Origin of the sequence: Streptomyces sp. NPDC058619, assembly GCF_042717785.1 — a bacterium.
Lineage (GTDB): Bacteria > Actinomycetota > Actinomycetes > Streptomycetales > Streptomycetaceae > Streptomyces.
In genome coordinates this window covers 214393-239149 of record NZ_JBHXQN010000001.1, presented here as the reverse complement: position 1 = coordinate 239149, position 24757 = coordinate 214393, and the positions used below count along the sequence as shown (strand labels likewise).

The 24757-nt window shown below is 69.3% G+C and carries 31 protein-coding genes; 29 read left to right on the top strand and 2 right to left on the bottom strand.

The genetic code is table 11. The features are described from left to right. Nucleotides 1–8: 8 nt before the first annotated feature. From rplN to glmM, 25 genes are all read left to right on the top strand, one after another. Complete coding sequence (rplN, locus tag ACFWTC_RS01150) at nucleotides 9–377, top strand: 50S ribosomal protein L14 (RefSeq protein ID WP_008739701.1); 369 nt, start codon at nucleotides 9–11, stop codon at nucleotides 375–377. Between the two features lie 2 nt (nucleotides 378–379). Further along, nucleotides 380–703 carry a 50S ribosomal protein L24 gene (gene rplX / locus ACFWTC_RS01145; RefSeq protein WP_267724807.1) on the top strand — a complete coding sequence of 108 codons (324 nt, stop codon included), beginning with the start codon at nucleotides 380–382 and terminating at the stop codon, nucleotides 701–703. Continuing rightward, nucleotides 703–1254, top strand: a complete 552-nt coding sequence (rplE, locus tag ACFWTC_RS01140) for a 50S ribosomal protein L5 (RefSeq protein WP_030388859.1) — start codon at nucleotides 703–705, stop codon at nucleotides 1252–1254. The genes rplX and rplE overlap by 1 nt, the downstream gene beginning before the upstream one ends. A 5-nt stretch (nucleotides 1255–1259) precedes the next feature. Beyond that, nucleotides 1260–1445 (top strand): type Z 30S ribosomal protein S14, encoded by a 186-nt coding sequence (locus ACFWTC_RS01135; protein WP_003956452.1) that lies wholly within the window; start codon nucleotides 1260–1262, stop codon nucleotides 1443–1445. A 223-nt stretch (nucleotides 1446–1668) separates the two neighbouring features. Beyond that, the gene (rpsH, locus tag ACFWTC_RS01130; RefSeq protein ID WP_067163170.1) at nucleotides 1669–2067 is read left to right on the top strand and encodes a 30S ribosomal protein S8; all 399 of its coding nucleotides are present in this window, start codon (nucleotides 1669–1671) and stop codon (nucleotides 2065–2067) included. A 20-nt stretch (nucleotides 2068–2087) separates the two neighbouring features. Beyond that, nucleotides 2088–2627 carry a 50S ribosomal protein L6 gene (gene rplF, locus ACFWTC_RS01125; protein WP_383917699.1) on the top strand — a complete coding sequence of 180 codons (540 nt, stop codon included), beginning with the start codon at nucleotides 2088–2090 and terminating at the stop codon, nucleotides 2625–2627. A 2-nt stretch (nucleotides 2628–2629) separates the two neighbouring features. After that, the gene (gene rplR / locus ACFWTC_RS01120) at nucleotides 2630–3013 is read left to right on the top strand and encodes a 50S ribosomal protein L18 (protein WP_267724873.1); all 384 of its coding nucleotides are present in this window, start codon (nucleotides 2630–2632) and stop codon (nucleotides 3011–3013) included. Between the two features lie 45 nt (nucleotides 3014–3058). Further along, complete coding sequence (gene rpsE, locus ACFWTC_RS01115) at nucleotides 3059–3664, top strand: 30S ribosomal protein S5 (protein WP_030298218.1); 606 nt, start codon at nucleotides 3059–3061, stop codon at nucleotides 3662–3664. Continuing rightward, nucleotides 3664–3846 carry a 50S ribosomal protein L30 gene (gene rpmD, locus ACFWTC_RS01110; protein ID WP_053682614.1) on the top strand — a complete coding sequence of 61 codons (183 nt, stop codon included), beginning with the start codon at nucleotides 3664–3666 and terminating at the stop codon, nucleotides 3844–3846. The genes rpsE and rpmD overlap by 1 nt, the downstream gene beginning before the upstream one ends. Nucleotide 3847: 1 nt before the next feature. Beyond that, nucleotides 3848–4303 carry a 50S ribosomal protein L15 gene (rplO, locus tag ACFWTC_RS01105; RefSeq protein ID WP_053682613.1) on the top strand — a complete coding sequence of 152 codons (456 nt, stop codon included), beginning with the start codon at nucleotides 3848–3850 and terminating at the stop codon, nucleotides 4301–4303. 187 nt (nucleotides 4304–4490) lie between these two features. Next, a complete protein-coding gene (gene secY, locus ACFWTC_RS01100; protein ID WP_267724880.1) occupies nucleotides 4491–5804 on the top strand; it encodes a preprotein translocase subunit SecY in 1314 nt (437 codons plus the stop codon). Continuing rightward, nucleotides 5804–6451 (top strand): adenylate kinase, encoded by a 648-nt coding sequence (locus ACFWTC_RS01095; RefSeq protein ID WP_383917695.1) that lies wholly within the window; start codon nucleotides 5804–5806, stop codon nucleotides 6449–6451. Before secY ends, ACFWTC_RS01095 begins: the two co-directional genes overlap by 1 nt. Nucleotides 6452–6616: 165 nt before the next feature. After that, on the top strand, nucleotides 6617–7468 hold the full coding sequence (gene map, locus ACFWTC_RS01090) for a type I methionyl aminopeptidase (RefSeq protein WP_383905236.1): 852 nt from the start codon (nucleotides 6617–6619) through the stop codon (nucleotides 7466–7468). A gap of 138 nt (nucleotides 7469–7606) precedes the next feature. Continuing rightward, complete coding sequence (infA, locus tag ACFWTC_RS01085; protein WP_003956442.1) at nucleotides 7607–7828, top strand: translation initiation factor IF-1; 222 nt, start codon at nucleotides 7607–7609, stop codon at nucleotides 7826–7828. A gap of 73 nt (nucleotides 7829–7901) precedes the next feature. After that, nucleotides 7902–8015 carry a 50S ribosomal protein L36 gene (rpmJ, locus tag ACFWTC_RS01080; RefSeq protein ID WP_003956441.1) on the top strand — a complete coding sequence of 38 codons (114 nt, stop codon included), beginning with the start codon at nucleotides 7902–7904 and terminating at the stop codon, nucleotides 8013–8015. Between the two features lie 200 nt (nucleotides 8016–8215). After that, nucleotides 8216–8596: a 30S ribosomal protein S13 gene (gene rpsM, locus ACFWTC_RS01075; protein WP_214936437.1), complete on the top strand. Its 381-nt coding sequence runs from the start codon at nucleotides 8216–8218 to the stop codon at nucleotides 8594–8596. Nucleotides 8597–8650: 54 nt separating this feature from the next. After that, the gene (gene rpsK / locus ACFWTC_RS01070; protein ID WP_003956432.1) at nucleotides 8651–9055 is read left to right on the top strand and encodes a 30S ribosomal protein S11; all 405 of its coding nucleotides are present in this window, start codon (nucleotides 8651–8653) and stop codon (nucleotides 9053–9055) included. A 183-nt stretch (nucleotides 9056–9238) separates the two neighbouring features. Then, nucleotides 9239–10261 (top strand): DNA-directed RNA polymerase subunit alpha, encoded by a 1023-nt coding sequence (locus ACFWTC_RS01065; RefSeq protein WP_008739666.1) that lies wholly within the window; start codon nucleotides 9239–9241, stop codon nucleotides 10259–10261. Nucleotides 10262–10395: 134 nt separating this feature from the next. After that, nucleotides 10396–10878, top strand: coding sequence for a 50S ribosomal protein L17 (rplQ, locus tag ACFWTC_RS01060; RefSeq protein WP_267725053.1), 483 nt, complete (start codon nucleotides 10396–10398; stop codon nucleotides 10876–10878). A 114-nt stretch (nucleotides 10879–10992) separates the two neighbouring features. Further along, the gene (truA, locus tag ACFWTC_RS01055) at nucleotides 10993–11844 is read left to right on the top strand and encodes a tRNA pseudouridine(38-40) synthase TruA (protein WP_384025891.1); all 852 of its coding nucleotides are present in this window, start codon (nucleotides 10993–10995) and stop codon (nucleotides 11842–11844) included. A gap of 187 nt (nucleotides 11845–12031) precedes the next feature. Next, nucleotides 12032–13651, top strand: coding sequence for an ATP-binding cassette domain-containing protein (locus tag ACFWTC_RS01050; RefSeq protein WP_384025894.1), 1620 nt, complete (start codon nucleotides 12032–12034; stop codon nucleotides 13649–13651). 40 nt (nucleotides 13652–13691) lie between these two features. Next, a complete protein-coding gene (locus ACFWTC_RS01045) occupies nucleotides 13692–15020 on the top strand; it encodes a glycosyltransferase family 87 protein (RefSeq protein ID WP_384025897.1) in 1329 nt (442 codons plus the stop codon). A 232-nt stretch (nucleotides 15021–15252) separates the two neighbouring features. Continuing rightward, on the top strand, nucleotides 15253–15696 hold the full coding sequence (gene rplM / locus ACFWTC_RS01040) for a 50S ribosomal protein L13 (protein WP_383802500.1): 444 nt from the start codon (nucleotides 15253–15255) through the stop codon (nucleotides 15694–15696). Between the two features lie 42 nt (nucleotides 15697–15738). Further along, complete coding sequence (rpsI, locus tag ACFWTC_RS01035; protein WP_267725064.1) at nucleotides 15739–16260, top strand: 30S ribosomal protein S9; 522 nt, start codon at nucleotides 15739–15741, stop codon at nucleotides 16258–16260. Nucleotides 16261–16395: 135 nt separating this feature from the next. Then, the gene (gene glmM / locus ACFWTC_RS01030; protein WP_383917683.1) at nucleotides 16396–17754 is read left to right on the top strand and encodes a phosphoglucosamine mutase; all 1359 of its coding nucleotides are present in this window, start codon (nucleotides 16396–16398) and stop codon (nucleotides 17752–17754) included. Nucleotides 17755–17826: 72 nt separating this feature from the next. On the opposite strand, the gene ACFWTC_RS01025 is transcribed toward glmM, so the two are convergent. Next, on the bottom strand, nucleotides 17827–18774 hold the full coding sequence (locus tag ACFWTC_RS01025; protein WP_384025900.1) for a DUF389 domain-containing protein: 948 nt from the start codon (nucleotides 18772–18774) through the stop codon (nucleotides 17827–17829). Between the two features lie 16 nt (nucleotides 18775–18790). Further along, nucleotides 18791–19840, bottom strand: a complete 1050-nt coding sequence (gene coaA / locus ACFWTC_RS01020) for a type I pantothenate kinase (RefSeq protein ID WP_384025903.1) — start codon at nucleotides 19838–19840, stop codon at nucleotides 18791–18793. 288 nt (nucleotides 19841–20128) lie between these two features. Here coaA and ACFWTC_RS01015 point away from each other — a divergent pair, with 288 nt between their 5' ends. The 4 genes from ACFWTC_RS01015 (at nucleotide 20129) to ACFWTC_RS01000 (ending at nucleotide 24713) form a co-directional block, all read left to right on the top strand. Next, on the top strand, nucleotides 20129–20890 hold the full coding sequence (locus ACFWTC_RS01015; protein ID WP_383917675.1) for a hypothetical protein: 762 nt from the start codon (nucleotides 20129–20131) through the stop codon (nucleotides 20888–20890). A gap of 109 nt (nucleotides 20891–20999) precedes the next feature. Beyond that, nucleotides 21000–22847: a glutamine--fructose-6-phosphate transaminase (isomerizing) gene (glmS, locus tag ACFWTC_RS01010; protein WP_383917672.1), complete on the top strand. Its 1848-nt coding sequence runs from the start codon at nucleotides 21000–21002 to the stop codon at nucleotides 22845–22847. A gap of 21 nt (nucleotides 22848–22868) precedes the next feature. Further along, nucleotides 22869–23240 (top strand): holo-ACP synthase, encoded by a 372-nt coding sequence (locus ACFWTC_RS01005; RefSeq protein WP_383917670.1) that lies wholly within the window; start codon nucleotides 22869–22871, stop codon nucleotides 23238–23240. A 54-nt stretch (nucleotides 23241–23294) separates the two neighbouring features. After that, nucleotides 23295–24713, top strand: a complete 1419-nt coding sequence (locus ACFWTC_RS01000; protein WP_384025905.1) for an NAD(P)H-hydrate dehydratase — start codon at nucleotides 23295–23297, stop codon at nucleotides 24711–24713. Nucleotides 24714–24757: the final 44 nt, after the last annotated feature.

Genomic DNA, 24757 nt, shown 5'->3' with positions numbered 1-24757 from the left:
AGATACACGTGATCCAGCAGGAGTCGCGACTGCGTATCGCCGACAACACTGGTGCCAAGGAAATCCTTTGCATCCGTGTTCTCGGTGGTTCCGGTCGCCGCTACGCGGGCATCGGTGACGTCATCGTCGCCACCGTCAAGGATGCGATCCCCGGTGGCAACGTGAAGAAGGGTGACGTCGTCAAGGCGGTCATCGTTCGCACCGTCAAGGAGCGTCGCCGCCAGGACGGCTCGTACATCCGCTTTGACGAGAACGCCGCTGTCATTCTCAAGAACGACGGCGACCCTCGCGGCACCCGTATCTTCGGCCCGGTGGGCCGTGAGCTGCGCGAGAAGAAGTTCATGAAGATCATCTCGCTCGCGCCGGAGGTGCTGTAAGCATGAAGATCAAGAAGGGCGACCTGGTTCAGGTCATCACCGGTAAGGACAAGGGCAAGCAGGGCAAGGTCATCGCGGCCATGCCCACTGCCAACCGCGTCCTCGTCGAGGGTGTCAACCGGGTCAAGAAGCACACCAAGGCCGGTCAGACCGCTGGTGGGTCCCAGACCGGTGGCATCGTGATCACCGAGGCGCCGATCCACGTCAGCAACGTTCAGCTGGTTGTGGAGAAGGACGGCCAGAAGGTCGTTACCCGCGTCGGTTTCCGCTTCGACGACGAGGGCAACAAGATCCGCGTTGCCAAGCGGACGGGTGAGGACATCTGATGGCTACCACTCCGCGTCTCAAGACGAAGTACCGCGAGGACATCGCGGGCAAGCTGCGTGAGGAGTTCTCCTACGAGAACGTCATGCAGATCCCCGGCCTCGTGAAGATCGTGGTCAACATGGGTGTGGGCGACGCCGCCCGCGACTCCAAGCTGATCGACGGCGCCATCAAGGACCTGACGACGATCACCGGTCAGAAGCCGGCCGTCACGAAGGCCCGGAAGTCCATCGCGCAGTTCAAGCTGCGCGAGGGTCAGCCGATCGGCTGCCACGTCACCCTCCGTGGTGACCGCATGTGGGAGTTCCTGGACCGTACGCTGTCGCTCGCGCTGCCGCGTATCCGTGACTTCCGTGGTCTGTCGCCGAAGCAGTTCGACGGCCGTGGCAACTACACCTTCGGTCTCACGGAGCAGGTCATGTTCCACGAGATCGACCAGGACAAGATCGACCGTACCCGGGGTATGGACATCACCGTGGTTACCACGGCGACCAACGACGACGAGGGCCGCGCCCTCCTTCGTCACCTCGGCTTCCCCTTCAAGGAGGCGTAAGCGAGATGGCGAAGAAGGCTCTCATCGCGAAGGCTGCCCGCAAGCCCAAGTTCGGTGTGCGTGCGTACACCCGCTGCCAGCGCTGCGGTCGCCCCCACTCCGTGTACCGCAAGTTCGGCCTGTGCCGCGTGTGCCTTCGTGAGATGGCTCACCGTGGCGAGCTGCCGGGCGTGACCAAGAGCTCCTGGTAATTCCCTCTCGTCCGCAAGGACTTGGGAACATCCAGGCACTCTCGGTAAGCATCTGGACGGCAGGTGCCCGGCCGCGCATGCCTTAGGCTTGTGTGGTTGGGCGTCTGCCGCCCATAACGACTTACTACGCCGTAGGTCCCCGCACCGCACCCGTCCCGCCACTGAGTGGGGAGAGGGATGGCGCATACAGGAAACCCCGGCGAGAGAGGCCGAAGGCCACTTCATGACCATGACTGACCCGATCGCAGACATGCTCACGCGTCTGCGTAACGCTAACTCGGCGTACCACGACACCGTCGTGATGCCGCACAGCAAGATCAAGTCGCACATCGCGGAGATCCTCCAGCAGGAGGGTTTCATCACCGGCTGGAAGGTCGAGGACGCCGAGGTCGGCAAGAACCTCGTCCTCGAGCTGAAGTTCGGGCCGAACCGTGAGCGCTCCATCGCGGGCATCAAGCGGATCTCGAAGCCCGGTCTGCGCGTGTACGCGAAGTCCACCAACCTGCCCAAGGTGCTCGGCGGCCTGGGCGTGGCGATCATCTCCACGTCCCACGGACTGCTCACCGGCCAGCAGGCAGGCAAGAAGGGCGTAGGTGGGGAAGTCCTCGCCTACGTCTGGTAGTCGGGAACGGAGGAAAAGCAATGTCGCGAATCGGCAAGCTCCCCATCCAGGTTCCCGCCGGTGTGGACGTCACCATCGATGGCACCACGGTCGCCGTGAAGGGCCCCAAGGGTTCCCTCGCGCACACCGTTAAGGCGCCCATCGCAGTCGAAAAGGGCGAGGACGGCGTTCTGAACGTCACCCGCCCCAACGACGAGCGTCAGAACAAGGCCCTGCACGGCCTGTCCCGCACGCTGGTGGCGAACATGATCACCGGTGTGACCACGGGATACGTCAAGGCTCTCGAGATCAGCGGTGTCGGTTACCGCGTCGCCGCGAAGGGCTCCAACCTGGAGTTCCAGCTTGGTTACAGCCACCCGATCCTGATCGAGGCGCCCGAGGGCATCTCCTTCAAGGTCGAGTCGCCCACCAAGTTCACGGTCGAGGGCATCGACAAGCAGAAGGTCGGCGAGGTCGCCGCCAACATCCGCAAGCTGCGGAAGCCCGACCCGTACAAGGCCAAGGGTGTCAAGTACGCCGGCGAAGTCATCCGCCGCAAGGTCGGAAAGGCTGGTAAGTAGCCATGGCATACGGTGTAAAGATCGCCAAGGGCGACGCGTACAAGCGTGCCGCCAAGGCCCGCCGCCACATCCGCATCCGCAAGCACGTGTCGGGTACGGCGGAGCGTCCGCGCCTCGTCGTGACGCGTTCCAACCGCAACATCGTTGCTCAGGTCATCGACGACCTCCAGGGTCACACCCTGGCGTCCGCGTCGACCCTGGACGCGTCGATCCGCGGTGGCGAAGGCGACAAGAGCGCCCAGGCCCAGGCTGTCGGCGCACTCGTCGCCGAGCGTGCCAAGGCCGCGGGTGTCGAGACCGTCGTGTTCGACCGCGGTGGCAACCGATACGCCGGGCGCATTGCCGCTCTGGCTGACGCCGCCCGCGAAGCCGGGCTGAAGTTCTAAGCCCCGGTTCCGGGACTCACGGACGTAACAGAGAGAGGTAATCCAATGGCTGGACCCCAGCGCCGCGGAAGCGGTGCCGGTGGCGGCGAGCGGCGGGACCGGAAGGGTCGCGACGGTGGCCCTGCCGCCGAGAAGACCGCTTACGTTGAGCGCGTTGTCGCGATCAACCGCGTCGCCAAGGTTGTCAAGGGTGGTCGCCGCTTCAGCTTCACCGCGCTGGTCGTGGTGGGCGACGGTGACGGCACTGTAGGTGTCGGTTACGGCAAGGCCAAGGAAGTTCCCGCGGCCATCGCCAAGGGTGTCGAGGAAGCCAAGAAGAACTTCTTCAAGGTTCCGCGCATCCAGGGCACGATCCCTCACCCGATCACGGGCGAGCGTGCCGCGGGCGTCGTGCTCCTGAAGCCGGCTTCCCCCGGTACCGGTGTTATCGCCGGTGGCCCGGTGCGCGCCGTTCTGGAGTGCGCCGGCGTTCACGACATCCTGTCGAAGTCGCTCGGCTCGTCGAACGCGATCAACATCGTGCACGCGACCGTGGCAGCGCTCAAGGGTCTGCAGCGTCCCGAGGAGATCGCGGCTCGCCGTGGTCTGCCCCTCGAGGACGTCGCCCCCGCGGCTCTGCTCCGTGCGCGTGCCGGGGCGGGTGCTGCGTAATGGCCCGCCTCAAGATCACGCAGACGAAGTCGTACATCGGTAGCAAGCAGAACCACCGCGACACGCTGCGTTCGCTCGGGCTCAAGCGCCTGAACGACGTGGTCGTCAAGGAGGACCGCCCCGAGTTCCGCGGAATGGTGCAGACCGTCCGCCACCTCGTGACGGTTGAGGAGGTTGACTAACATGGCTGAGAACAGCCCGCTGAAGGCCCACAACCTCCGTCCCGCCCCCGGTGCCAAGACCGCGAAGACCCGTGTCGGTCGTGGTGAGGCGTCGAAGGGTAAGACGGCCGGTCGTGGTACGAAGGGCCAGAAGGCCCGTTACCAGATCCCGCAGCGCTTCGAGGGTGGGCAGATGCCCCTCCACATGCGTCTGCCGAAGCTCAAGGGCTTCAAGAACCCGTTCCGCACCGAGTTCCAGGTCGTGAACCTGGACAAGCTCGGCGCTCTCTACCCCGAGGGTGGAGAAGTCACGGTGGCCGACCTGGTCGCCAAGGGCGCGGTTCGCAAGAACAGCCTCGTCAAGGTCCTGGGCCAGGGCGAGATCTCCGTGGCGCTGCAGGTTTCGGTTGACGCCGTCTCCGGCTCCGCCAAGGAGAAGATCGCCGCTGCCGGTGGCACTGTCACCGAGCTCGTCTAAGACGAATCCAGTGGCTGAATAGCTCGAAACCCGACCGGGGATGCCTCACATATGGGGCATCCCCGGTTGGTCGTTCCACGGGGGGCACTGTCGCCGGTAAGGTGGCCTGCACCTTTGCTTGTACGTATTCGTCGATCCCTCAGACCGTCACCTCTGACGCAGTTGCGCGGGGGTCGCAGGAGGCACCGTGCTCACCGCGTTCGCCCGGGCGTTCAAGACGCCCGACCTGCGCAAGAAGCTGCTCTTCACGCTCGCCATCATCGTGCTGTTCCGGCTCGGGTCCCACATCCCGGTCCCCGGCGTGAGCTACAAGAACGTTCAGATCTGTGTCGACCAGGCCGGGAGCAGCAACAGCCTCTTCGGTCTCGTCAACATGTTCAGCGGCGGTGCGCTGCTGCAGATCACGATCTTTGCGCTCGGCATCATGCCGTACATCACGGCGAGCATCATCCTGCAGCTGCTGACCGTGGTCATCCCGAAGCTGGAGAACCTCAAAAAAGAGGGACAGTCCGGCACGGCGAAGATCACTCAGTACACGCGCTATCTGACGGTCGCGCTCGCGATCCTGCAGGGCACCGGCCTCGTGGCCACCGCCCGCACGGGTGCCCTCTTCCAGGGCTGCTCCGCCGCCAGTCAGATCGTCCCCGACCGTTCGATCTTCACCACCGTGGTCATGGTGATCACCATGACCGCCGGTACCTGTGTCGTCATGTGGCTCGGTGAGCTCATCACGGACCGCGGTATCGGCAACGGAATGTCGATCCTCATGTTCATCTCGATCGCCGCCGGCTTCATCGGGGCCCTCTGGCAGATCAAGCTCCAGGGCAAGATCGCCGACGGCTGGGTCGAGTTCGGCGTCGTGATGCTCGTCGGCCTCGCGATGGTGGGTCTGGTGGTCTTCGTCGAGCAGGCGCAGCGCCGGATCCCCGTCCAGTACGCCAAGCGCATGGTGGGCCGCCGCGCCTACGGCGGCACCTCGACGTACATCCCGCTCAAGGTGAACCAGGCGGGCATCATCCCCGTCATCTTCGCCTCGTCGCTGCTCTACATCCCGGCTCTGATCGTCCAGTTCAGCGGTTCCACCGCCGGCTGGGCCACCTGGATCCAGAAGCACTTCGTCAAGGGCGACCACCCGTACTACATCGCGGTCTACTTCCTCCTGATCGTCTTCTTCGCGTTCTTCTACGTGGCGATCTCGTTCAACCCCGAGGAAGTTGCAGACAACATGAAGAAGTATGGTGGGTTCATCCCGGGTATCCGCGCCGGTCGACCCACCGCTGAGTACCTGAGCTACGTACTCAACCGCATCACCTGGCCGGGGTCGCTGTACCTGGGTCTGATCGCTCTCGTGCCGACGATGGCGTTGGCCGGCTTCGGAGCGAACCAGAACTTCCCGTTCGGCGGGACGAGCATCCTGATCATCGTGGGTGTGGGTCTGGAAACCGTGAAGCAGATCGAGAGCCAGCTCCAGCAGCGTAATTACGAAGGGTTCCTCCGCTGATGCGAATCGTCCTCGTCGGACCGCCCGGTGCGGGCAAGGGAACGCAGGCCGCGTTCCTCGCCAAGAACCTGTCGATCCCGCACATCTCCACGGGAGACCTGTTCCGGGCCAACATCAGCCAGGGCACCGAGCTCGGGCGGCGTGCGAAGGCGTTCATGGACGCCGGCGACCTCGTCCCCGACGAGATCACCATCGGCATGGCCAAGGACCGCATGGAGCAGGCGGACGCCGCGAACGGCTTCCTGCTCGACGGGTTCCCGCGCAACGTGTCGCAGGCCGGAGCCCTCGACACGATGCTCCAGGAGTCCGGCATGAAGCTGGACGCCGTCCTGGACCTGGAGGTCGAGGAGGACGAGGTCGTCAAGCGGATCGCGGGTCGCCGTACCTGCCGCAACGACGGCAAGCACGTCTTCCACGTCACGTACGCCCCGCCGAAGGCGGAAGGCGTCTGCGACATCTGCGGCGGCGAGCTCTACCTGCGTGACGACGACTCCGAGGCCACGGTCCGCAACCGGCTGGACGTCTACCACACGCAGACCGAGCCGATCATCGACTTCTACAAGGCCCAGGGCCTGCTGGTGACCATCCCCGCCCTCGGCGAGGTGCACGAGATCACCAAGCGCGCCATGGAAGCCCTGAAGAAGTAGTACCCCTCGCTGCACAGGTCCGGCCGCGGTGCCCATCGGGCGCCGCGGCCGTCTGCGTGACGCGGGTTCGCGCGGCATCAGCCAATAATTGAGGAACCACAGCGGGGATGAACCACCTCCGCGAGAGCGGCGGCGGTTCAGCCGCAAAAGAGGGAAGGCACGTTCATGGTGCAGATCAAGACCCCCGAGCAGATCGCGAAGATGCGCGAGGCGGGGCTGGTCGTCGCGGCCATCCACGCGGCGACCCGCGAGGCCGCCGTGCCGGGCGCCACGACGCGGGATCTGGACATGGTGGCCCGCAAGGTCATCGACGACGCCGGCGCGAAGTCGAACTTCCTCGGCTACGGCGGTTTCCCCGCGACGATCTGCACCTCGGTGAACGAGGTCGTCGTCCACGGCATCCCGGACGACAAGACCGTCCTCAAGGACGGCGACATCATCTCGATCGACGCCGGCGCGATCGTCGACGGCTGGCACGGCGACGCCGCGTACACCGCCTTCGTGGGCACTGGGCACGCCCCTGAGCTCCTGGAGCTCTCCCGGGTGACCGAGGAGTCCATGTGGGCCGGGATCGCCGCCATGCGGCTCGGCAACCGCCTCGTGGACATCTCGAAGGCGATCGAGACGTACATCAAGCGCCAGCCGCGGCCCACCACCGGCGAGCACAGCCTCGGCAAGTTCGGGATCATCGAGGACTACGGCGGCCACGGCATCGGGTCCGAGATGCACATGGACCCCCACCTGCTGAACTACGTCTCGCGCAAGCGGGGCAAGGGGATCAAGCTGGTCCCGGGCCTCTGCCTGGCGATCGAGCCGATGGTCTCCCTGGGCACCGCCCAGACGGAGGTCCTGGCGGACGACTGGACGGTCATCACCACGGACGGCACCTGGTCCTCGCACTGGGAGCACTCGATCGCGCTGACCGAGGCCGGTCCCATCGTGCTGACCAGCCCGGACTGCGGCAAGGCGAAGCTGGCGGAGTACGGCGTCACGACCGCCCCGGACCCGCTCGGTTAATGATCTAGACTCTTGGGCAAACTTTCCGGATTCGTCTTTCCGGGTGCCCTGTCGTAGACTAACTCGTCGGCTCTCGTGCACTCCCATGCCTGCATGGCGCACTGAGCCGATCAAGGTAGCCGATTCGAAAGGCGAAGCGTGGCCAAGAAGCAAGGTGCCATCGAAATCGAGGGCACCGTGATCGAGTCCCTCCCGAACGCGATGTTCAAGGTGGAACTCCAGAACGGTCACAAAGTCCTCGCGCACATCAGCGGGAAGATGCGCATGCACTACATCCGCATCCTCCCTGATGACCGGGTTGTCGTGGAGCTCTCTCCGTACGACCTGACGCGTGGCCGGATCGTCTACCGATACAAGTAGATCTTGTCTTCACTCCGTCTGGGCATCTCGTCCCGGCGCGGGTGGTGGCACTGACCCGGAGAACCTCACCAACATGAAGGTCAAGCCGAGCGTCAAGAAGATCTGCGACAAGTGCAAGGTGATCCGCCGTCACGGTCGGGTCATGGTCATCTGCGACAACCTGCGCCACAAGCAGCGCCAGGGCTGACGCACGCCGACCGACCTGCCTTCCGCAGTTCTTCGCGCGACGTAAGAAAACGTACATACGCAGAACCCGCCCAGCCCTGTACGGGGCCGGCGGTACCTCCGGCGGGGGCCGGGGACCCGGACGTACCACCACCCATCAAGGCGTGGTCGGCGGTCGGGGATGGTTCTGCTGAAGACCCCCGAACACACAGGAGCCATTGAATGGCACGCGTTTCCGGTGTCGACATCCCGCGTGAAAAGCGCGTGGAGATCGCACTCACCTACGTCTTCGGTGTCGGGCGCACCCGGTCCAAGGAAATCCTTGAGGCCACTGGTGTGAACCCGAACACCCGCGTTCGTGACCTGGCCGAAGAAGACCTGGTCAAGATCCGCGAGTACGTGGACGCCAACCTCCGCACCGAGGGTGACCTCCGCCGCGAGATCCAGGCCGACATCCGCCGCAAGGTCGAGATCCAGTGCTACCAGGGCATCCGCCACCGTCGTGGCCTGCCGGTGCACGGTCAGCGCACCAGCACGAACGCCCGTACCCGCAAGGGTCCGCGTCGCGCGATCGCCGGTAAGAAGAAGCCGGGCAAGAAGTAGTCCTGTTCAGCGGTCTTGCGCTGTAGGACCGACCACCTCCCGTAGGAGATTTAGATGCCCCCCAAGGGTCGTCAGGGCGCTGCCAAGAAGGTGCGCCGCAAGGAAAAGAAGAACGTCGCTCATGGGCACGCCCACATCAAGAGCACGTTCAACAACACCATCGTCTCGATCACGGACCCCTCGGGCAACGTGATCTCCTGGGCCTCCGCCGGCCACGTCGGCTTCAAGGGCTCGCGCAAGTCCACCCCCTTCGCCGCGCAGATGGCCGCCGAGTCGGCCGCCCGTCGCGCGCAGGAGCACGGCATGCGCAAGGTCGACGTCTTCGTCAAGGGTCCCGGCTCCGGCCGTGAGACCGCGATCCGCTCCCTCCAGGCCACCGGCCTCGAGGTCGGCTCGATCCAGGACGTCACCCCCACCCCGCACAACGGCTGCCGCCCGCCGAAGCGCCGCCGCGTCTGACGACTGCCGGACCTTTCGCTTCGTCGAAGCGAAAGGCCGCGTCTGACGAAGCGGACGCACCTGTGCGTCTTTGAGTGTCCGGGCGGTACGAACCCCTCGCGGGGGACGTGCCGCCCGTACCCTTGCTGTACGTAGTGCCCGTCGGACGTCAAATAGTGGGCGTCCACGACTGAAGGAACACACATGCTTATCGCTCAGCGTCCCTCGCTGACCGAAGAGGTCGTAGACGAGTACCGCTCGCGGTTCGTGATCGAGCCGCTCGAGCCGGGCTTCGGCTACACCCTCGGCAACTCGCTGCGCCGCACGCTCCTGTCCTCGATCCCGGGTGCCGCTGTCACCAGCATCCGCGTGGACGGCGTCCTGCACGAGTTCACCACCGTGCCGGGTGTCAAGGAAGACGTCACCGACATCATCCTCAACATCAAGCAGCTGGTCGTCTCCTCGGAGCACGACGAGCCGGTCGTGATGTACCTGCGCAAGCAGGGTCCCGGCCTGGTCACCGCTGCCGACATCGCGCCCCCGGCCGGTGTCGAGGTGCACAACCCGGACCTGGTCCTCGCCACGCTCAACGGCAAGGGCAAGCTGGAGATGGAGCTGACCGTCGAGCGCGGTCGCGGCTACGTCTCCGCCGTCCAGAACAAGCAGCTGGGCCAGGAGATCGGTCGCATCCCGATCGACTCCATCTACAGCCCGGTCCTCAAGGTCACCTACAAGGTCGAGGCGACCCGAGTCGAGCAGCGCACCGACTTCGACAAGCTCATCGTCGACGTCGAGACCAAGCAGGCCATGCGCCCGCGCGACGCCATGGCGTCCGCAGGCAAGACCCTGGTCGAGCTGTTCGGCCTGGCGCGCGAGCTCAACATCGACGCCGAGGGCATCGACATGGGCCCGTCCCCGACGGACGCCGCGCTCGCCGCCGATCTGGCGCTGCCGATCGAGGAGCTCGAGCTCACGGTCCGCTCGTACAACTGCCTCAAGCGCGAGGGCATCCACTCCGTGGGTGAGCTCGTCGCCCGCTCCGAGGCCGACCTGCTCGACATCCGCAACTTCGGTGCGAAGTCGATCGACGAGGTCAAGGCGAAGCTGGCCGGCATGGGCCTGGCCCTCAAGGACAGCCCGCCCGGATTCGACCCGACGGCCGCCGCCGACGCCTTCGGCGCCGACGACGACGCGGACGCCGGTTTCGTCGAGACCGAGCAGTACTGATCTTCCTCGTCCCCGGCGGCCGAGGCGCGACCTCGACCGCCGGACGGGTGCGCAGGACTTTCCCGGGGCAGCCGCCCCGGGGGAACTGACACCGGTACCTGACACGGCCGGTGCAGATATGAAGGAGTATCACCATGCCGCGTCCCGCAAAGGGTGCCCGTCTGGGCGGCAGCGCCGCGCACGAGAAGCACCTCCTCGCGAACCTCGCGAAGGCGCTCTTCGAGCACGGCCGCATCACCACCACCGAGGCCAAGGCCCGCCGCCTGCGTCCCTACGCCGAGCGTCTGGTCACCAAGGCCAAGAAGGGCGACATCCACAACCGTCGCCTGGTGCTGCAGACGATCACGGACAAGAGCATCGTGCACACGCTCTTCACCGAGATCGCCCCGCGCTACGAGAACCGCCCCGGTGGTTACACGCGCATCACCAAGATCGGCAACCGTCGTGGCGACAACGCCCCGATGGCCGTGATCGAGCTGGTCGAGGCCCTTACGGTCGCCCAGCAGGCCACCGGTGAGGCCGAGGCCGCCACCAAGCGCGCCGTCAAGGAGTCCGAGGCCAAGGCCGAGGCTCCCGCCGAGACCGAGGCTCCGGCCGAGGAGACCAAGGAGGCCTGATTCCCCGCCCGGGAATCGTGTCTGCTTGAACGGCTCTGAACGGGCCCGCCCCTTCCCGGGGCGGGCCCGTTCTGCGTTGTCCGGCGTTTTCGGCTTTCTGAGAGGATCGGTCACGTGAGTGACGAGGTGGAGCCCGGGCACGTCCGGGTACGGCTGGATTTGAGCTACGACGGCAAGGACTTCTCCGGCTGGGCGAAGCAGCGCGTGCTGCGGACCGTCCAGGGCGAGCTGGAGTCGGCGCTGCGGACCGTGATGCGGCTGTCCGAGCCGGTCGAGCTGACCGTGGCCGGGCGGACGGACGCGGGCGTGCACGCCCGCGGGCAGGTCGCGCAGTTCGACCTGGCCGAGGAGGTGTGGGCCGAGCACCACGACAAGCTGCTGCGCCGCCTCGCGGGGCGCCTGCCGCACGACGTACGGGTGTGGAGGGCCGCCGAGGCCCCCGCGGGCTTCAACGCGCGCTTCTCGGCGATCTGGCGCCGCTACGCGTACCGCGTGGGCGACCACCAGGCGGGCGTGGACCCGCTGCGCCGCGGGCACGTCCTGTGGCACCAGTGGCCCCTCGACGTGGACGCCATGAACGAGGCCGCCGCCCCGCTGCTCGGCGAGCACGACTTCGCCGCGTACTGCAAGAAGCGCGAGGGCGCGACGACCATCCGCACCCTCCAGCAGCTCAGCTGGGAGCGGGCCGAGGACGGCATCGTCACCGCCACCGTCCGGGCCGACGCCTTCTGCCACAACATGGTCCGCTCGCTGGTCGGCGCCCTGCTGCACGTCGGGGACGGCCACCGGCCGGTCGACTGGCCGGGGAAGGTGCTGGCGGCCGCCGTACGGGACTCCTCCGTGCACGTGGTCAAGCCGCACGGGCTGACGCTGGAGGAGGTCGGCTACCCGGCCGACGAACTGCTGGCCGCCCGCAGCAAGGAGGCGCGCAACGTGCGCACGCTGCCGGGCACGGGCTGCTGCTGAAACCCGGGTTCGCCGAGCTGTGATCTTCGCCGGAGGGCGGGTACTTCGCGCACCAACCCGGACGCTCGTCGAGGACACCGTCTGACCGGCCTCGGTGCGGGTCTGTGGGACCTGGCCCGCAAGCGCCGGGCCGCCTGAGGCGCAACCCGTTTGGGCTCCGGGTGGCCGGGCCGCGACAATGCCCCGCATGGGACATCTCGAAGCCAACCACCTGGAGTACTACCTTCCCGACGGGCGGGTCCTGCTCCCCGACGTCTCCTTCCGCGTGGGGGAGGGGTCGGTGGTGGCCCTGGTGGGGGCGAACGGCGCCGGCAAGACCACCCTGCTCAAGCTGATCTCCGGTGAGCTCCAGCCGCACGGCGGCGGGGTCGCCATCAGCGGCGGGCTCGGGGTGATGTCGCAGTTCGTGGGCTCGGTGCGGGACGAGACGACCGTACGGGACCTGCTGGTCTCGGTCTCGCAGCCGCGGATCCGGGAGGCGGCGAAGGCCGTGGACCGGGCCGAGGAGCTGATCCTCACCGTCGACGACGAGGCCGCGCAGATGGCGTACGCGCAGGCACTGAGCGACTGGGCCGACGTGCAGGGCTACGAGGCGGAGACGCTGTGGGACGTCTGCACCATGGCCGCCCTGGCCATTCCGTACGACAGCGCCCAGTTCCGCGAGGTGCGCACGCTCTCGGGCGGTGAGCAGAAGCGGCTCGTGCTGGAGGCGCTGCTGCGCGGGCCCGACGAGGTGCTGCTGCTCGACGAGCCGGACAACTACCTCGACGTCCCGGGCAAGCGGTGGCTGGAGGAGCAGCTGAAGGCCACCCGCAAGACGGTGCTGTTCGTCAGCCACGACCGGGAGCTCCTCACCCAGGCCGCCGAGAAGATCATCAGCCTGGAGGCGAGCCCGACGGGCAGCGACGTCTGGGTGCACGGCGCCGGCTTCGGCACGTACCACGAGGCCCGCAAGGAGCGCTTCGCGCGCTTCGAGGAGCTCAAGCGGCGCTGGGACGAGGAGCACGCCCGGCTCAGGGCGCTGGTGCTGCGGCTGCGCAACCAGGCGGCCTCCAGCCCCGACATGGCCTCGCGCTACCGGGCGATGCAGACCCGATTCCAGAAGTTCGAGGAGGCCGGCCCGCCGCCGGAGCCGCCGCGCGAGCAGGACATCCGGATGCGGCTCAAGGGCGGCCGCACCGGCGTGCGCGCGCTGACCGTGGAGAACCTGGAGCTCACGGGCCTGATGAAGCCCTTCTCGCTGGAGGTCTTCTACGGCGAGCGGGTCGCGGTGCTCGGTTCGAACGGCTCCGGCAAGTCGCACTTCCTGCGGCTGATGGCCGGCGAGGACGTCCAGCACACCGGCACGTGGAAGCTGGGCGCGCGCGTGGTCCCCGGCCACTTCGCGCAGACCCACGCCCACCCCGAGCTGTTCGGCCGCACCCTCGTCGACATCCTGTGGACGGAGGCCGCGAAGCCGCTCGGCGCGGCGATGGGCGCGCTGCGCCGGTACGAGCTGGAGCGCCAGGGGGACCAGCCGTTCGAGAAGCTGTCGGGCGGCCAGCAGGCGCGTTTCCAGATCCTGCTGCTGGAGCTGGCGGGCACGACGGCCCTGCTGCTGGACGAGCCGACGGACAACCTGGACCTGGAATCGGCCGAGGCGCTGCAGGACGGACTGGAGGCGTACGACGGAACTGTGTTGTGCGTCACACACGACCGGTGGTTCGCGCGCACATTTGACCGTTACCTGGTATTCGGTTCGGACGGTGTTGTGCGGGAGACTCAGGAGCCCGTCTGGGACGAACGTAGAGTCGAGCGGAAGCGCTAGGGGGCGGACCACCCCCTCGAGACAGTGAGGGGGAGGCGTTGTGGGGCTGCGCCCTGGCAACTGGCTGACGATGTGGGAGAACCGGGCCCCGGGGAACCGGGCCTCGGGGAACCGGGCCTCGGAGAACCGGGCCCCGGGGAACCGGCTGATGGACTGGCTGCTGCGGCCGGCCTCCCGGCCGTGGCAGTTCCTCTCGCTCGCCGTGATCCTGGGGATCGCCGTCTCCACGAGCCTGCGGGCGAACTGGGGCTCGGACAACGCCTTCGTGGTCAAGGCGGCGCAGACGCTGCTGGAGGGCGGGTCCCCGTACGAGGACAAGCGCTTCCTGTACCTGCCCAGCGCCGTGCTCATGGCCGTCCCGGAGGCAGTGCTCCCGCAGACCGCCCTGCGCTGGCTGCTGCCGGTGGGGATGTCGGGGCTGCTGGGCGCCGGCTGGCTGGCCGCGCTGCGGCTGTTCTCGGTGCCGCTGCGCTCGCGCTTCGCGGTGATCGGCTTCCCGGTCCTCGCCCTGGCCTACAAGCCGTACGTGAACCTGGTGCTGATCGGCAACTGGACCGCGATCTCGGCGGCCGCATTGCCGGTGGCGCTGCTGCTCGCGCACCGGCGGCACTGGGGCGCGGCCGGTCTGGTCGTCGGGCTGGCGATCGCCTGCAAGCCGATGCTGGTGCCGATCGGGCTGCTGTTCCTGCTGGCCCGGCGGTGGCGGGGACTGGCCGCGGCCGTGCTGGTGCCGCTGGGGCTCTCCCTGGCGGGGGCGCTGCTGATGCCGAGCCCGTCGCTGTTCTTCACCAAGACACTGCCGTTCCTGCTCAAGGGGCAGGACGCGTACGCCCTGCCCTGGGACGCCTCGCCGATCGCGGTGCTGCCGCGGCTGGGGGTGCCGGAGCCGGTGGCGGTGCTGGTCGCCTTCGCGGGGGCCGGGGCGGGGCTGTGGGCGGCCTGGACGCGCTGGCGCAGCGTCGGCGACGACGCTGACGGCGGCGAGCTGCGACTGGTGGAGACGGCCTGCATGGTGATGCTCGCCGCATTCCTCGTCTCGCGGCCGTCCTTCGACCACTACCTGCTGCTGGTGCTCCCGCTGCTGCTGGCGTCGGCGGTGCGCCCCGGCTCGATGCCGCGCTCGCCCTGGTTCTGGGCGGCCCTGGCCCCCCAGACGGCGGGGATCCCGTGGCCGTCGGAGCTGGACGCCAAGCGGCGCGCGTTCAAGGACTGCGCCACCCTGTGCGGGCTCGCGATCCTGCTGGCGCGTCGTGGACTGCTCTCCGGGCGGGTTACCCTGGAGCCGGTAACAACTGCGGGGTCCCCACCCAGGACCGAACCGGAGTGCGCCGCGGAGCCAGCAGAACCGGCATCGCGGACCGCGTTTTGACCCGTACGGGTCTGCTTGGGTATCCTGCTGGTTTGTTATGCGTATTGGCTTGCTCATTCTCACGTGAAAGGGCCTTGCGCGCGGTCCACCGGACCGATGACCAGCGGTTCACACGGGTTGCGTCCCCGATGTGGACGAGGGCTGTCGTGATCGTCCGTGGTGACCCTGTCAGGACCTTCCCGCTGGGCTAGCGCCCGTGGGATACCACCACTGAAGAAGCGAAGGCATACGCGTGCGTACGTTCAGCCCCAAGCCCGGCGACATCTCGCGCCAGTGGCTCGTCATCGACGCCCAGGACGTTGTCCTCGGCCGTCTGGCGACCCAGGTCGCTGCCCTTCTGCGGGGCAAGCACAAGCCGACCTACGCCCCCCACATGGACATGGGCGACTTCGTCATCGTCGTCAACGCCGACAAGGTTCACCTGTCCGGCAACAAGGCGACCCAGAAGATGGCGTACCGCCACTCCGGCTACCCGGGCGGCCTCCGCTCGGTGCGCTACGACGACCTTCTGGCGAACAACCCGGAGAAGGCCGTCGAGAAGGCCATCAAGGGCATGCTCCCCAAGAACACCCTGGGCCGTCAGATGCTGTCGAAGCTGAAGGTCTACTCGGGCGACCAGCACCCCCACGCTGCCCAGCAGCCGGTGCCGTTCGAGATCACCCAGGTCGCGCAGTAGTTCCGGCCACCCCCTAAGACGTAGAAAATTCTGAGGAGCATCGTGGCCGAGACCACCGCCGAGACGACCCCCGTCGACGAGTTCGAGGGCAACGTCGAGGAGTACACCAGCGAGTCTGAGGTCGTCGCCGAGGGCGACTACACCTCCGAGTCCCTTGCCGGCCGCTTCGGCGACCCCCAGCCGGCCGCCGGCCTGGGCCGTCGCAAGAACGCCATCGCCCGCGTCCGGATCGTTCCGGGCACCGGCAAGTGGAAGATCAACGGTCGTACCCTTGAGGACTACTTCCCCAACAAGGTGCACCAGCAGGAAGTCAACGAGCCGTTCAAGCTGCTCGAGCTGGACAACCGCTACGACGTCATCGCCCGCATCTCGGGTGGCGGCGTCTCCGGCCAGGCCGGCGCCCTGCGCCTGGGTGTGGCCCGTGCGCTGAACGAGGCGGACGTGGACAACAACCGCGCGGCGCTGAAGAAGGCCGGCTTCCTCTCCCGCGACGACCGTGCGGTCGAGCGCAAGAAGGCCGGTCTCAAGAAGGCCCGTAAGGCCCCGCAGTACAGCAAGCGTTAATCTGCGCCTGCTGTTCTGCAACGAAACCGCCCCGGCAGCACTCTCTGTGCTGCCGGGGCGGTTCGTTTCCCGCCACAAGCGGCAAACATCTGTCACATGCGGTCACAAGCGAAGCAGAAACTCGGGAGGACAACAGTGGGACGACTCTTCGGGACGGACGGTGTACGCGGCGTCGCCAATGCGGATCTGACGGCTGAGCTCGCGCTCGGCCTCTCCGTGGCGGCTGCCCATGTACTGGCCGAAGCGGGAACCTTCGCGGGCCACCGGGCCACCGCCGTGGTCGGCCGTGACCCCCGGGCCTCCGGCGAGTTCCTGGAGGCCGCGGTCGTCGCCGGCCTCGCGAGCGCGGGCGTGGACGTCCTGCGCGTCGGTGTGCTGCCCACCCCGGCGGTGGCGTATCTCACCGGTGCGCTGGGTGCCGACCTCGGCGTGATGCTCTCCGCCAGCCACAACGCCATGCCCGACAACGGGATCAAGTTCTTCGCGCGCGGCGGCCACAAGCTCGCCGACGAGCTGGAGGACCGGATCGAGTCCGTCTACGAAGAGCACCGCACCGGCGCCCCCTGGGACCGCCCGACCGGCTCCGGCGTGGGCCGGGTCTCCGACTACACGGAGGGCTTCGACAAGTACGTCGCCCACCTCATCGGGGTCCTCCCGAACCGCCTCGACGGCCTCAAGGTCGTCCTGGACGAGGCGCACGGCGCCGCCGCCTACGTCTCGCCCGAGGCCTTCACCCGGGCGGGGGCGGAGATCGTCACGATCGGCGCCGAGCCCGACGGCCTGAACATCAACGACGGCTGCGGCTCCACGCACCTGGGCCTGCTCAAGGCCGCCGTGGTCGAGCACGGCGCCGACCTCGGCATCGCGCACGACGGCGACGCGGACCGCTGCCTGGCCGTCGACGGCACCGGCGCGGAGGTCGACGGCGACCAGATCCTCGCCGTACTGGCCCTGGCCATGCGGGAGGCCGGCCAGCTGCGCGAGAACACCGTCGTCGGCACCGTGATGTCGAACCTCGGCTTCAAGCTGGCCATGGAGGCCGAGGGCATCCAGGTCGTGCAGACCGGGGTCGGCGACCGGTACGTGCTGGAGTCGATGAAGCAGCACGGCTACGCGCTGGGCGGCGAGCAGTCCGGCCACGTGATCGTCCTCGACCACGCGACGACCGGCGACGGCACGCTGACCGGCCTGCTCCTGGCGGCGCGGATCGCGGACACCGGCAGGCCCCTCGCCGAGCTGGCGGGCGTCATGACCCGGCTGCCGCAGGTGCTGATCAACGTCCCCGACGTGGACCGGTCCCGGGTGACGACCTCCGCCGAGCTGGCCGCGGCCGTCGCCGACGCCGAGCGCGAGCTGGGCTCGACCGGCCGGGTGCTGCTGCGTCCGTCCGGGACGGAGCCGCTCGTACGGGTGATGGTCGAGGCCGCCGACATCGAGCAGGCCCGCGCGGTCGCCGGCCGGCTCGCCGACGTCGTGAAGTCGGCGCTGGGCTGACCCCGCCGACCGTCGCACGCCTGCGGCCCCGTACCCGATCCGGGTCCGGGGCCGCAGGCGTACATCCGGGCGTCAGGTCTTGGCGCCGCGGATCCAGCGGCGCCGCTGGATCCGCCACAGGGCTTTTTGCGCCAGCAGGGTCAGGACGCCCGCCACGACGATGCCGCCCAGGTTCAGCAGCAGCTGCTCCGCCGATCCCCACATCTGGCCGAGGTCGCCGTAGCTCAGGGCCACGGCGGCGTTGGCGGCCGCCGGGACCGTGGTCACGGAGATCGCCACACCCACCAGGGCCCCGGACTTGGCCGAGGTCAGGGACAGTATTCCGGCGACCCCGGCGAGCAGCGCCACGATGAACGAGAACGGGTCCGGCTGCCAGATGAAGCTGGTGTTCGGCCGCGGGTCCTCCAGCATGCCCTTGTCGAACTGGCCCAGCGCGTCCATCGCCAGGCTGAACAGGGTGGTGACGGCGATCGCGGCCGCGAAGCCGATCAGCAGGGCGAGGAGGGAGCGCGCCGCCAGCCGGGGCGCGCGCTGCACCAGGGCGGTGCACACGCCCGCGAGCGGGCCGAACTCGGGGCCGACGGCCATGGCGCCCACGATCAGGACGGCGTTGTCGAGGACCACGCCGCAGGCGGCGATCATCGTCGCGATGATCATGAACGCGACGTAGGTGACGCTGAGGGTGGACTCCTCGTGCGTGGATTCGCTCAAGTGTTCCCACAGGACGGCGTCTGCGGGCTCGCCCGGCGCTTCTTCCTCGGCCGCGTCGGCCCGCTTGGACAGCGAGAGGTCGATGTTCTCGACGGCGATCGAGCCGTCCTCGGCGAGCCCGAGGGCCCGGAGCTCCTCCAGCAGTTCGTCCGCCGCCTCGCGCGCCACGTCGCACAGGACGAGGTCGCCGTGCGGCACCCGGGCGGCCCCGTGCAGGACGACGAGGTGGGTGGTGCCGACCGTCTTCTCGATGGCCGCGACCACCGCCTCGGTACGGTCGGGCGGCGCGATCAGGCGGAGATGCAGCATCCCCGCACCCTAGTGCTCAGAGTTTGCGCAGGCTCAGCTTCTGCACCTTGTGGTCGGGGCCCTTGCGGACGACCAGGGTGGCGCGGCCGCGGGTGGGGGCCACGTTCTCCAGCAGGTTGGGCCTGTTGATGGTCCGCCACATCGTCTGCGCGTACTCCACGGCCTCCTCCTCGGAGACCTGCGTGTACTTGCGGAAGTAGGAGAACGGGTTCTGGAAGGCGGTCGCGCGCAGCTTCCGGAAGCGGTTCAGGTACCAGCGCTCGATGTCCTCGGGCCGGGCGTCGACGTACACGCTGAAGTCGAAGTAGTCGGCGAGGCCGACGCGGGTGCGGCCGTCCTTGCCGGGGAGGGCCGGCTGGAGGACGTTCAGGCCCTCGACGATGAGGATGTCCGGGCGGCGTACGACGAGCTCCTCGCCCGGGACGATGTCGTAGATCAGGTGCGAGTAGACGGGGGCCCGGACCTCGTCCTTGCCGGCCTTGATGTCGGCGACGAAGCGGGTGAGCGCGCGGCGGTCGTAGGACTCGGGGAACCCCTTGCGGGAGGTGAGCCCGCGCCGCTGGAGCTCCTTCATCGGGTACAGGAACCCGTCCGTGGTGACCAGCTCCACGCGCGGGTGCTCGGGCCAGCGGGCGAGGAGCGCCTGGAGCAGGCGGGCCACGGTGGACTTGCCGACGGCGACGGACCCGGCGACCCCTATGACGAACGGGGTGCCCTGCTGGGCGCCGTGCCCGTTGCCCGCGTCGCCGAGGAAGGTGTTGAGGGTGCCGCGGAGGTTGCTGGTGGCGCCGACGTACAGGTTGAGCAGGCGGGAGAGCGGGAGGTAGACGTCGCGCACCTCGTCGAGGTCGATGACGTCGCCGAGTCCGCGCAGCCGCTCGACCTCGTCGGCGCTGAGCGGGAGCGGGGTCCGCTCGCGCAGGGCGCTCCACTCGGCACGGGTCAGGTCGACGTAGGGCGAGGTGTCCGGGCCGCGGCGGTGGGCCGGGCGCGGGTGGGACCCGTCCTGGCCGGTGCGCTCCATTGCGTTCTCCGGCGTGCTGCTTCGTGGCGGCGAAGTGATCACACCGCCATTGTCGGGGCTGGGGGGCTGTTGTGGGTTATGCGGTCGGTCACGTAGCGGTGCCGGTGGCCCCGGCGGGCCGGGGTTGTACGGGTCCGGATATCGATTCGAGGGTCGCGCAGTCTCGCGATGATCACGATTGGCGCGGGAACGCCCGGGAGGTCCGCCGGGCGGGCTACCGGCGCGTAGATTGTGGATCACCGCAGCCCTGACGCGCTCCCGGAACGGTGGAGCGCCCGTCGGGCTGTCCTTTCGCCGTTCCGTCGTCGTACTCCATGGGGGAGATCTTTCGTGCGTACCGCTCTTGTCCGCCGTACCGTCCTGACCGCGTCCGCGGTGTCCCTGGCCCTGCTGGCCACCGCCTGCGGGGGCGAGAAGACCGACGCCAAGGCGTCCGCGAGCGCCCCGGCGACGTCCGCCGCGCCCGCCGCCAAGGGCAAGACGGACGCGGAGCTCGGCGGCGTGATCGTGGTCCAGGCCGACCTGCCCGCGTACCTGGTCAAGGCCGCCACCGCGGAAGAGGTGGCGGCGGCGGGCGCCGTCACCAGCGACAAGCCGGAGTGCGCACCGCTCGTCAAGGCACAGTCCATGGCCCCGGTGGGCACCGCCGCGGGCCTCGCCCGGACGAAGGCCGTCGCCCTCGGCAAGGAGCCGGCGGCGAACGCCAGCGCCGAGGAGAAGCTGAAGGCCGGGCTGGACGCCCTGGGCGCCACCGCGACCTCCGTCACCCTCACCTCGTACGACGGCAAGGGCGCCGAAGAGGCCTTCGCCGCCCTCAAGACCGCGGGCACCGCCTGCGCCGGCGGCTACACCGGCAGCCAGCAGGGCGAGTCGCTCACGATCACCAAGGTGTCCCCGGGCGCGTCCGTCACCGGCGGCGACGAGGCACTCGCCTACACCATCGCGGCGGACGGGGACGGCACCAAGATCGGCATGGAGCTGGTGGTCGTCCGCAAGGGCAACACCCTGGCGACGTTCTCCGCGATAAGCCTGTCCGGTACCGCCGAGCAGCCGAAGCCCGTCGTCGACGCACAGGTCAAGAAGCTCGGCTGACGCTGACTCGGAAAGTGCCGTCGGCCCCGCCCGGTGAAGTCCACCGGGCGGGGTTTTCGTCTTCTTCAGGTACCGGGCAGAGGGCCGACTACGGCGTACCCTGCCGCCTATGTGCGGAATTGTGGGTTACGTGGGAGCGCAGTCGGCGCTCGATGTGGTCATCGCCGGACTCAAGCGGCTGGAGTACCGCGGCTACGACTCGGCGGGGATCGCCGTGCTCGCCGACGGTGGGCTGGCCTCCGTCAAGAAGGCCGGAAAGCTGGTCAACCTGGAGAAGGAGCTGGTCGGGCACCCGCTGCCGGCCGGCTCCACGGGACTGGGGCACACCCGGTGGGCGACCCACGGCGGGCCCACCGACGCCAACGCACACCCGCACCTCGACAACACGGGGCGCGTGGCCGTCGTGCACAACGGCATCATCGAGAACTTCGCCGCGCTCCGCGCCGAACTGGCCGAGCGCGCGCACCGGCTGGACTCCGAGACGGACACCGAGGTCGTGGCGCACCTGCTCGCCGAGCACTTCGCGGCCACCGGGGACCTCGCCGAGGCGATGCGGCAGGTGTGCCGGCGCCTGGAGGGCGCCTTCACGCTGGTCGCGGTGCACGCCGACGAGCCGGACGTGGTGGTCGGCGCGCGCCGGAACTCGCCCCTGGTGGTGGGCGTCGGCGAGGGGGAGAACTTCCTCGCCTCGGACGTGGCCGCGTTCATCGCCCACACCCGGGCGGCGATCGAGCTGGGGCAGGACCAGGTCGTCGAGCTCCGCCGCGACGGCGTCACGGTGACCAACTTCGACGGCACGGCCGCGTCGGTGCGGGCGTACCACGTGGACTGGGACGCCTCGGCGGCCGAGAAGGGGGGCTACGACTACTTCATGCTCAAGGAGATCGCCGAGCAGCCGAAGGCCGTCGCCGACACCCTGCTGGGCCGCATCGACGCGAACGGCTCGCTGACCCTGGACGAGGTGCGCATCCCCGTCTCGGTGCTCCGGGAGGTCGACAAGGTCGTGATCGTGGCGTGCGGTACGGCCTACCACGCGGGCATGATCGCGAAGCTGGCCATCGAGCACTGGACCCGAATCCCGTGCGAGACGGAGCTGGCGAGCGAGTTCCGCTACCGCGATCCGATCCTGGACCAGCGGACGCTGGTGGTCGCGATCTCGCAGTCCGGCGAGACCATGGACACCCTGATGGCGCTGCGGCACGCGCGCGAGCAGGGGGCCAGGGTGCTGGCCGTCTGCAACACGAACGGTTCCACGATCCCGCGCGAGTCGGACGCCGTGCTGTACACGCACGCCGGTCCGGAGGTGGCCGTCGCCTCCACCAAGGCGTTCCTGACCCAGCTGGTCGCCTGCTACCTCGTCGCGCTGTACCTGGGGCAGGTGCGCGGTACGAAGTGGGGCGACGAGATCGAGACGGTCGTCCGGGAGCTGTCGGACATCGCCGCGGCCGTGGACACCGTGCTGGAGACGATGGAGCCCGTACGGGAGCTCGCGCGCTCCCTCGTGGACAAGAACACGGTGCTCTTCCTGGGGCGGCACGTCGGCTACCCGGTGGCGCTGGAGGGCGCGCTCAAGCTCAAGGAGCTGGCGTACATGCACGCCGAGGGCTTCGCGGCGGGCGAGCTGAAGCACGGGCCGATCGCGCTGATCGAGCAGGACCTGCCGGTGGTGGTGATCGTGCCGTCGCCGAAGGGCCGCTCGGTGCTCCACGACAAGATCGTGTCGAACATCCAGGAGATCCGGGCCCGCGGGGCGCGGACCATCGTGATCGCTGAGGAGGGCGACGAGGCGGTCGTCCCGTACGCCGACCACCTGATCCGGATCCCCGCGACGCCGACGCTGCTCCAGCCACTGGTGGCGACGGTGCCGCTGCAGGTCTTCGCCTGCGAGCTGGCGACCGCGCGGGGCAACGAGGTGGACCAGCCGCGTAACCTCGCCAAGTCGGTGACGGTGGAGTAGCGGGGCAGTGGGGTAGTCGTTGTGATCATCGGTGTGGGGATCGACGTCGCGGAGATCGACCGGTTCGGCGCGGCGCTGGAGCGGACGCCGAACCTGGCGCGGCGGCTCTTCGTCGACGCCGAGCTGACGCTGCCGAGCGGCGAGCGGCGCGGAACCGCCTCGCTCGCCGCCCGGTTCGCGGCCAAGGAGGCGCTCGCCAAGGCGCTCGGCGCGCCCGGCGGGATGCTGTGGACCGACGCCGAGGTGTACGTGGAGGAGTCCGGGCGGCCGCGGCTGCGGGTGTCCGGGACGGTCGAGGCGAGGGCGCTGGCGCTGGGCGTGACGTCGTGGCACATCTCGCTGAGCCACGACGCGGGGGTCGCCTCAGCCGTGGTGATCGCCGAGGGGCAGTAGCCGGGGGCGGTGGCCGAGGGGTGTGAGCCGCGCCGGTCGGGCAGGCTGGGGGCCATGCGTACTGCTTACAGCGTGGAGACCGTACGGGCCGCCGAGCGGGAGCTGATGGCCCGGCTGCCCGAGGGCGCCCTGATGCAGCGGGCGGCGGCCGGGCTGGCCGCCGTCTGCGCGGGGCTGCTGGCCCGGCGGCCGGGGCGGGTCTACGGGGCGCGCGTCGTGCTGCTGGTGGGGCCGGGCGACAACGGGGGCGACGCGCTGTACGCCGGCGCGCGCCTGGCCCGGCGCGGGGCCGGGGTGACGGCGGTGCCGATGGATCCGCAGCGGATGCACGCGGGCGGGCTCGCGGCGCTGCGGGCCGCCGGCGGCCGGGTGGCGGACGCCGTCCCCGCGCGGCCGGACCTGGTACTGGACGGGCTGCTCGGGATCGGCGGGCGGGGCGGGCTGCGGCCGGCGGCCGCGGCGCTGGCGGAGCAGGTCCCGCCGGGGGTCCCGGTGGTCGCCGTGGACCTGCCGAGCGGGGTGGACGCGGACACCGGGGAGGTGGCGGGCCCGGCGGTGACCGCCGACGTGACGGTGACGTTCGGGGCGTACAAACCCGGACTGCTCATCGACCCGGGGGCCTCGCGGGCGGGCGCCGTGCACCTGGTGGACATCGGGCTGGCCCTGGACGAGCCGGACACCGAGGCCCTGCAGCACGCCGACGTCGCGGCGCTGCTGCCGGAGCCGGGGGCGTCGAGCGACAAGTACCGGCGGGGCGTGGTCGGCATCGTCGCCGGGTCCGCGCAGTACCCAGGCGCGGCGGTGCTGGCCGTGGCCGGGGCGCTGCGGGGCGGTGCGGGCGCGGTGCGGTACGTGGGCCCGGAGGCGGCCGCGGACGCGGTGCTCACGCGGTACCCGGAGACGCTGATCGGGCGCGCCCGGGTGCAGGCCTGGGTGGTCGGGCCGGGGCTGGGGGAGGGGCGCGCGGGCGAGGTCGCGGGGCTGCTGGCCGAGGACGTGCCGGTACTGGTCGACGCGGACGGGCTGCGGGGGCTGGACGCGGGGGTGCTGCGGGCCCGTTCCGCCCCGACCCTGCTGACCCCGCACGCGGGGGAGGCGGCGGCCCTGCTGGGGGTGTCGCGGGAGTCGGTGGAGGCGGGGCGGCTGGGGTCGGTACGGGCGCTGGCGGAGCGGTACGGGGTGGCGGCGCTGCTGAAGGGCTCCACGACGCTGGTCGCCTCCGGCGGGGGCGCGGTTCCCGTACGGGTCAACCCGACCGGGACCCCGTGGCTGGCCACCGCCGGGAGCGGGGACGTGCTGTCCGGGCTGGCCGGTGCGCTGCTGGCGGGCGGGCTGTCCGGGGCGGACGCGGGGGCGGTGGCGGCGTACCTGCACGGGCTCGCGGGGCGGCGGGCCGCGTCCGGGGCGCCGGTGCTGGCGCAGGAGGTGGCGCAGGCTTTGCCGGGCGCGTGGCGGGACGTCCGCACGCCGTGACGCCCCGGCGGGGGGTGGGGGCGGGCCGGTGCCGGGCCGTGCCG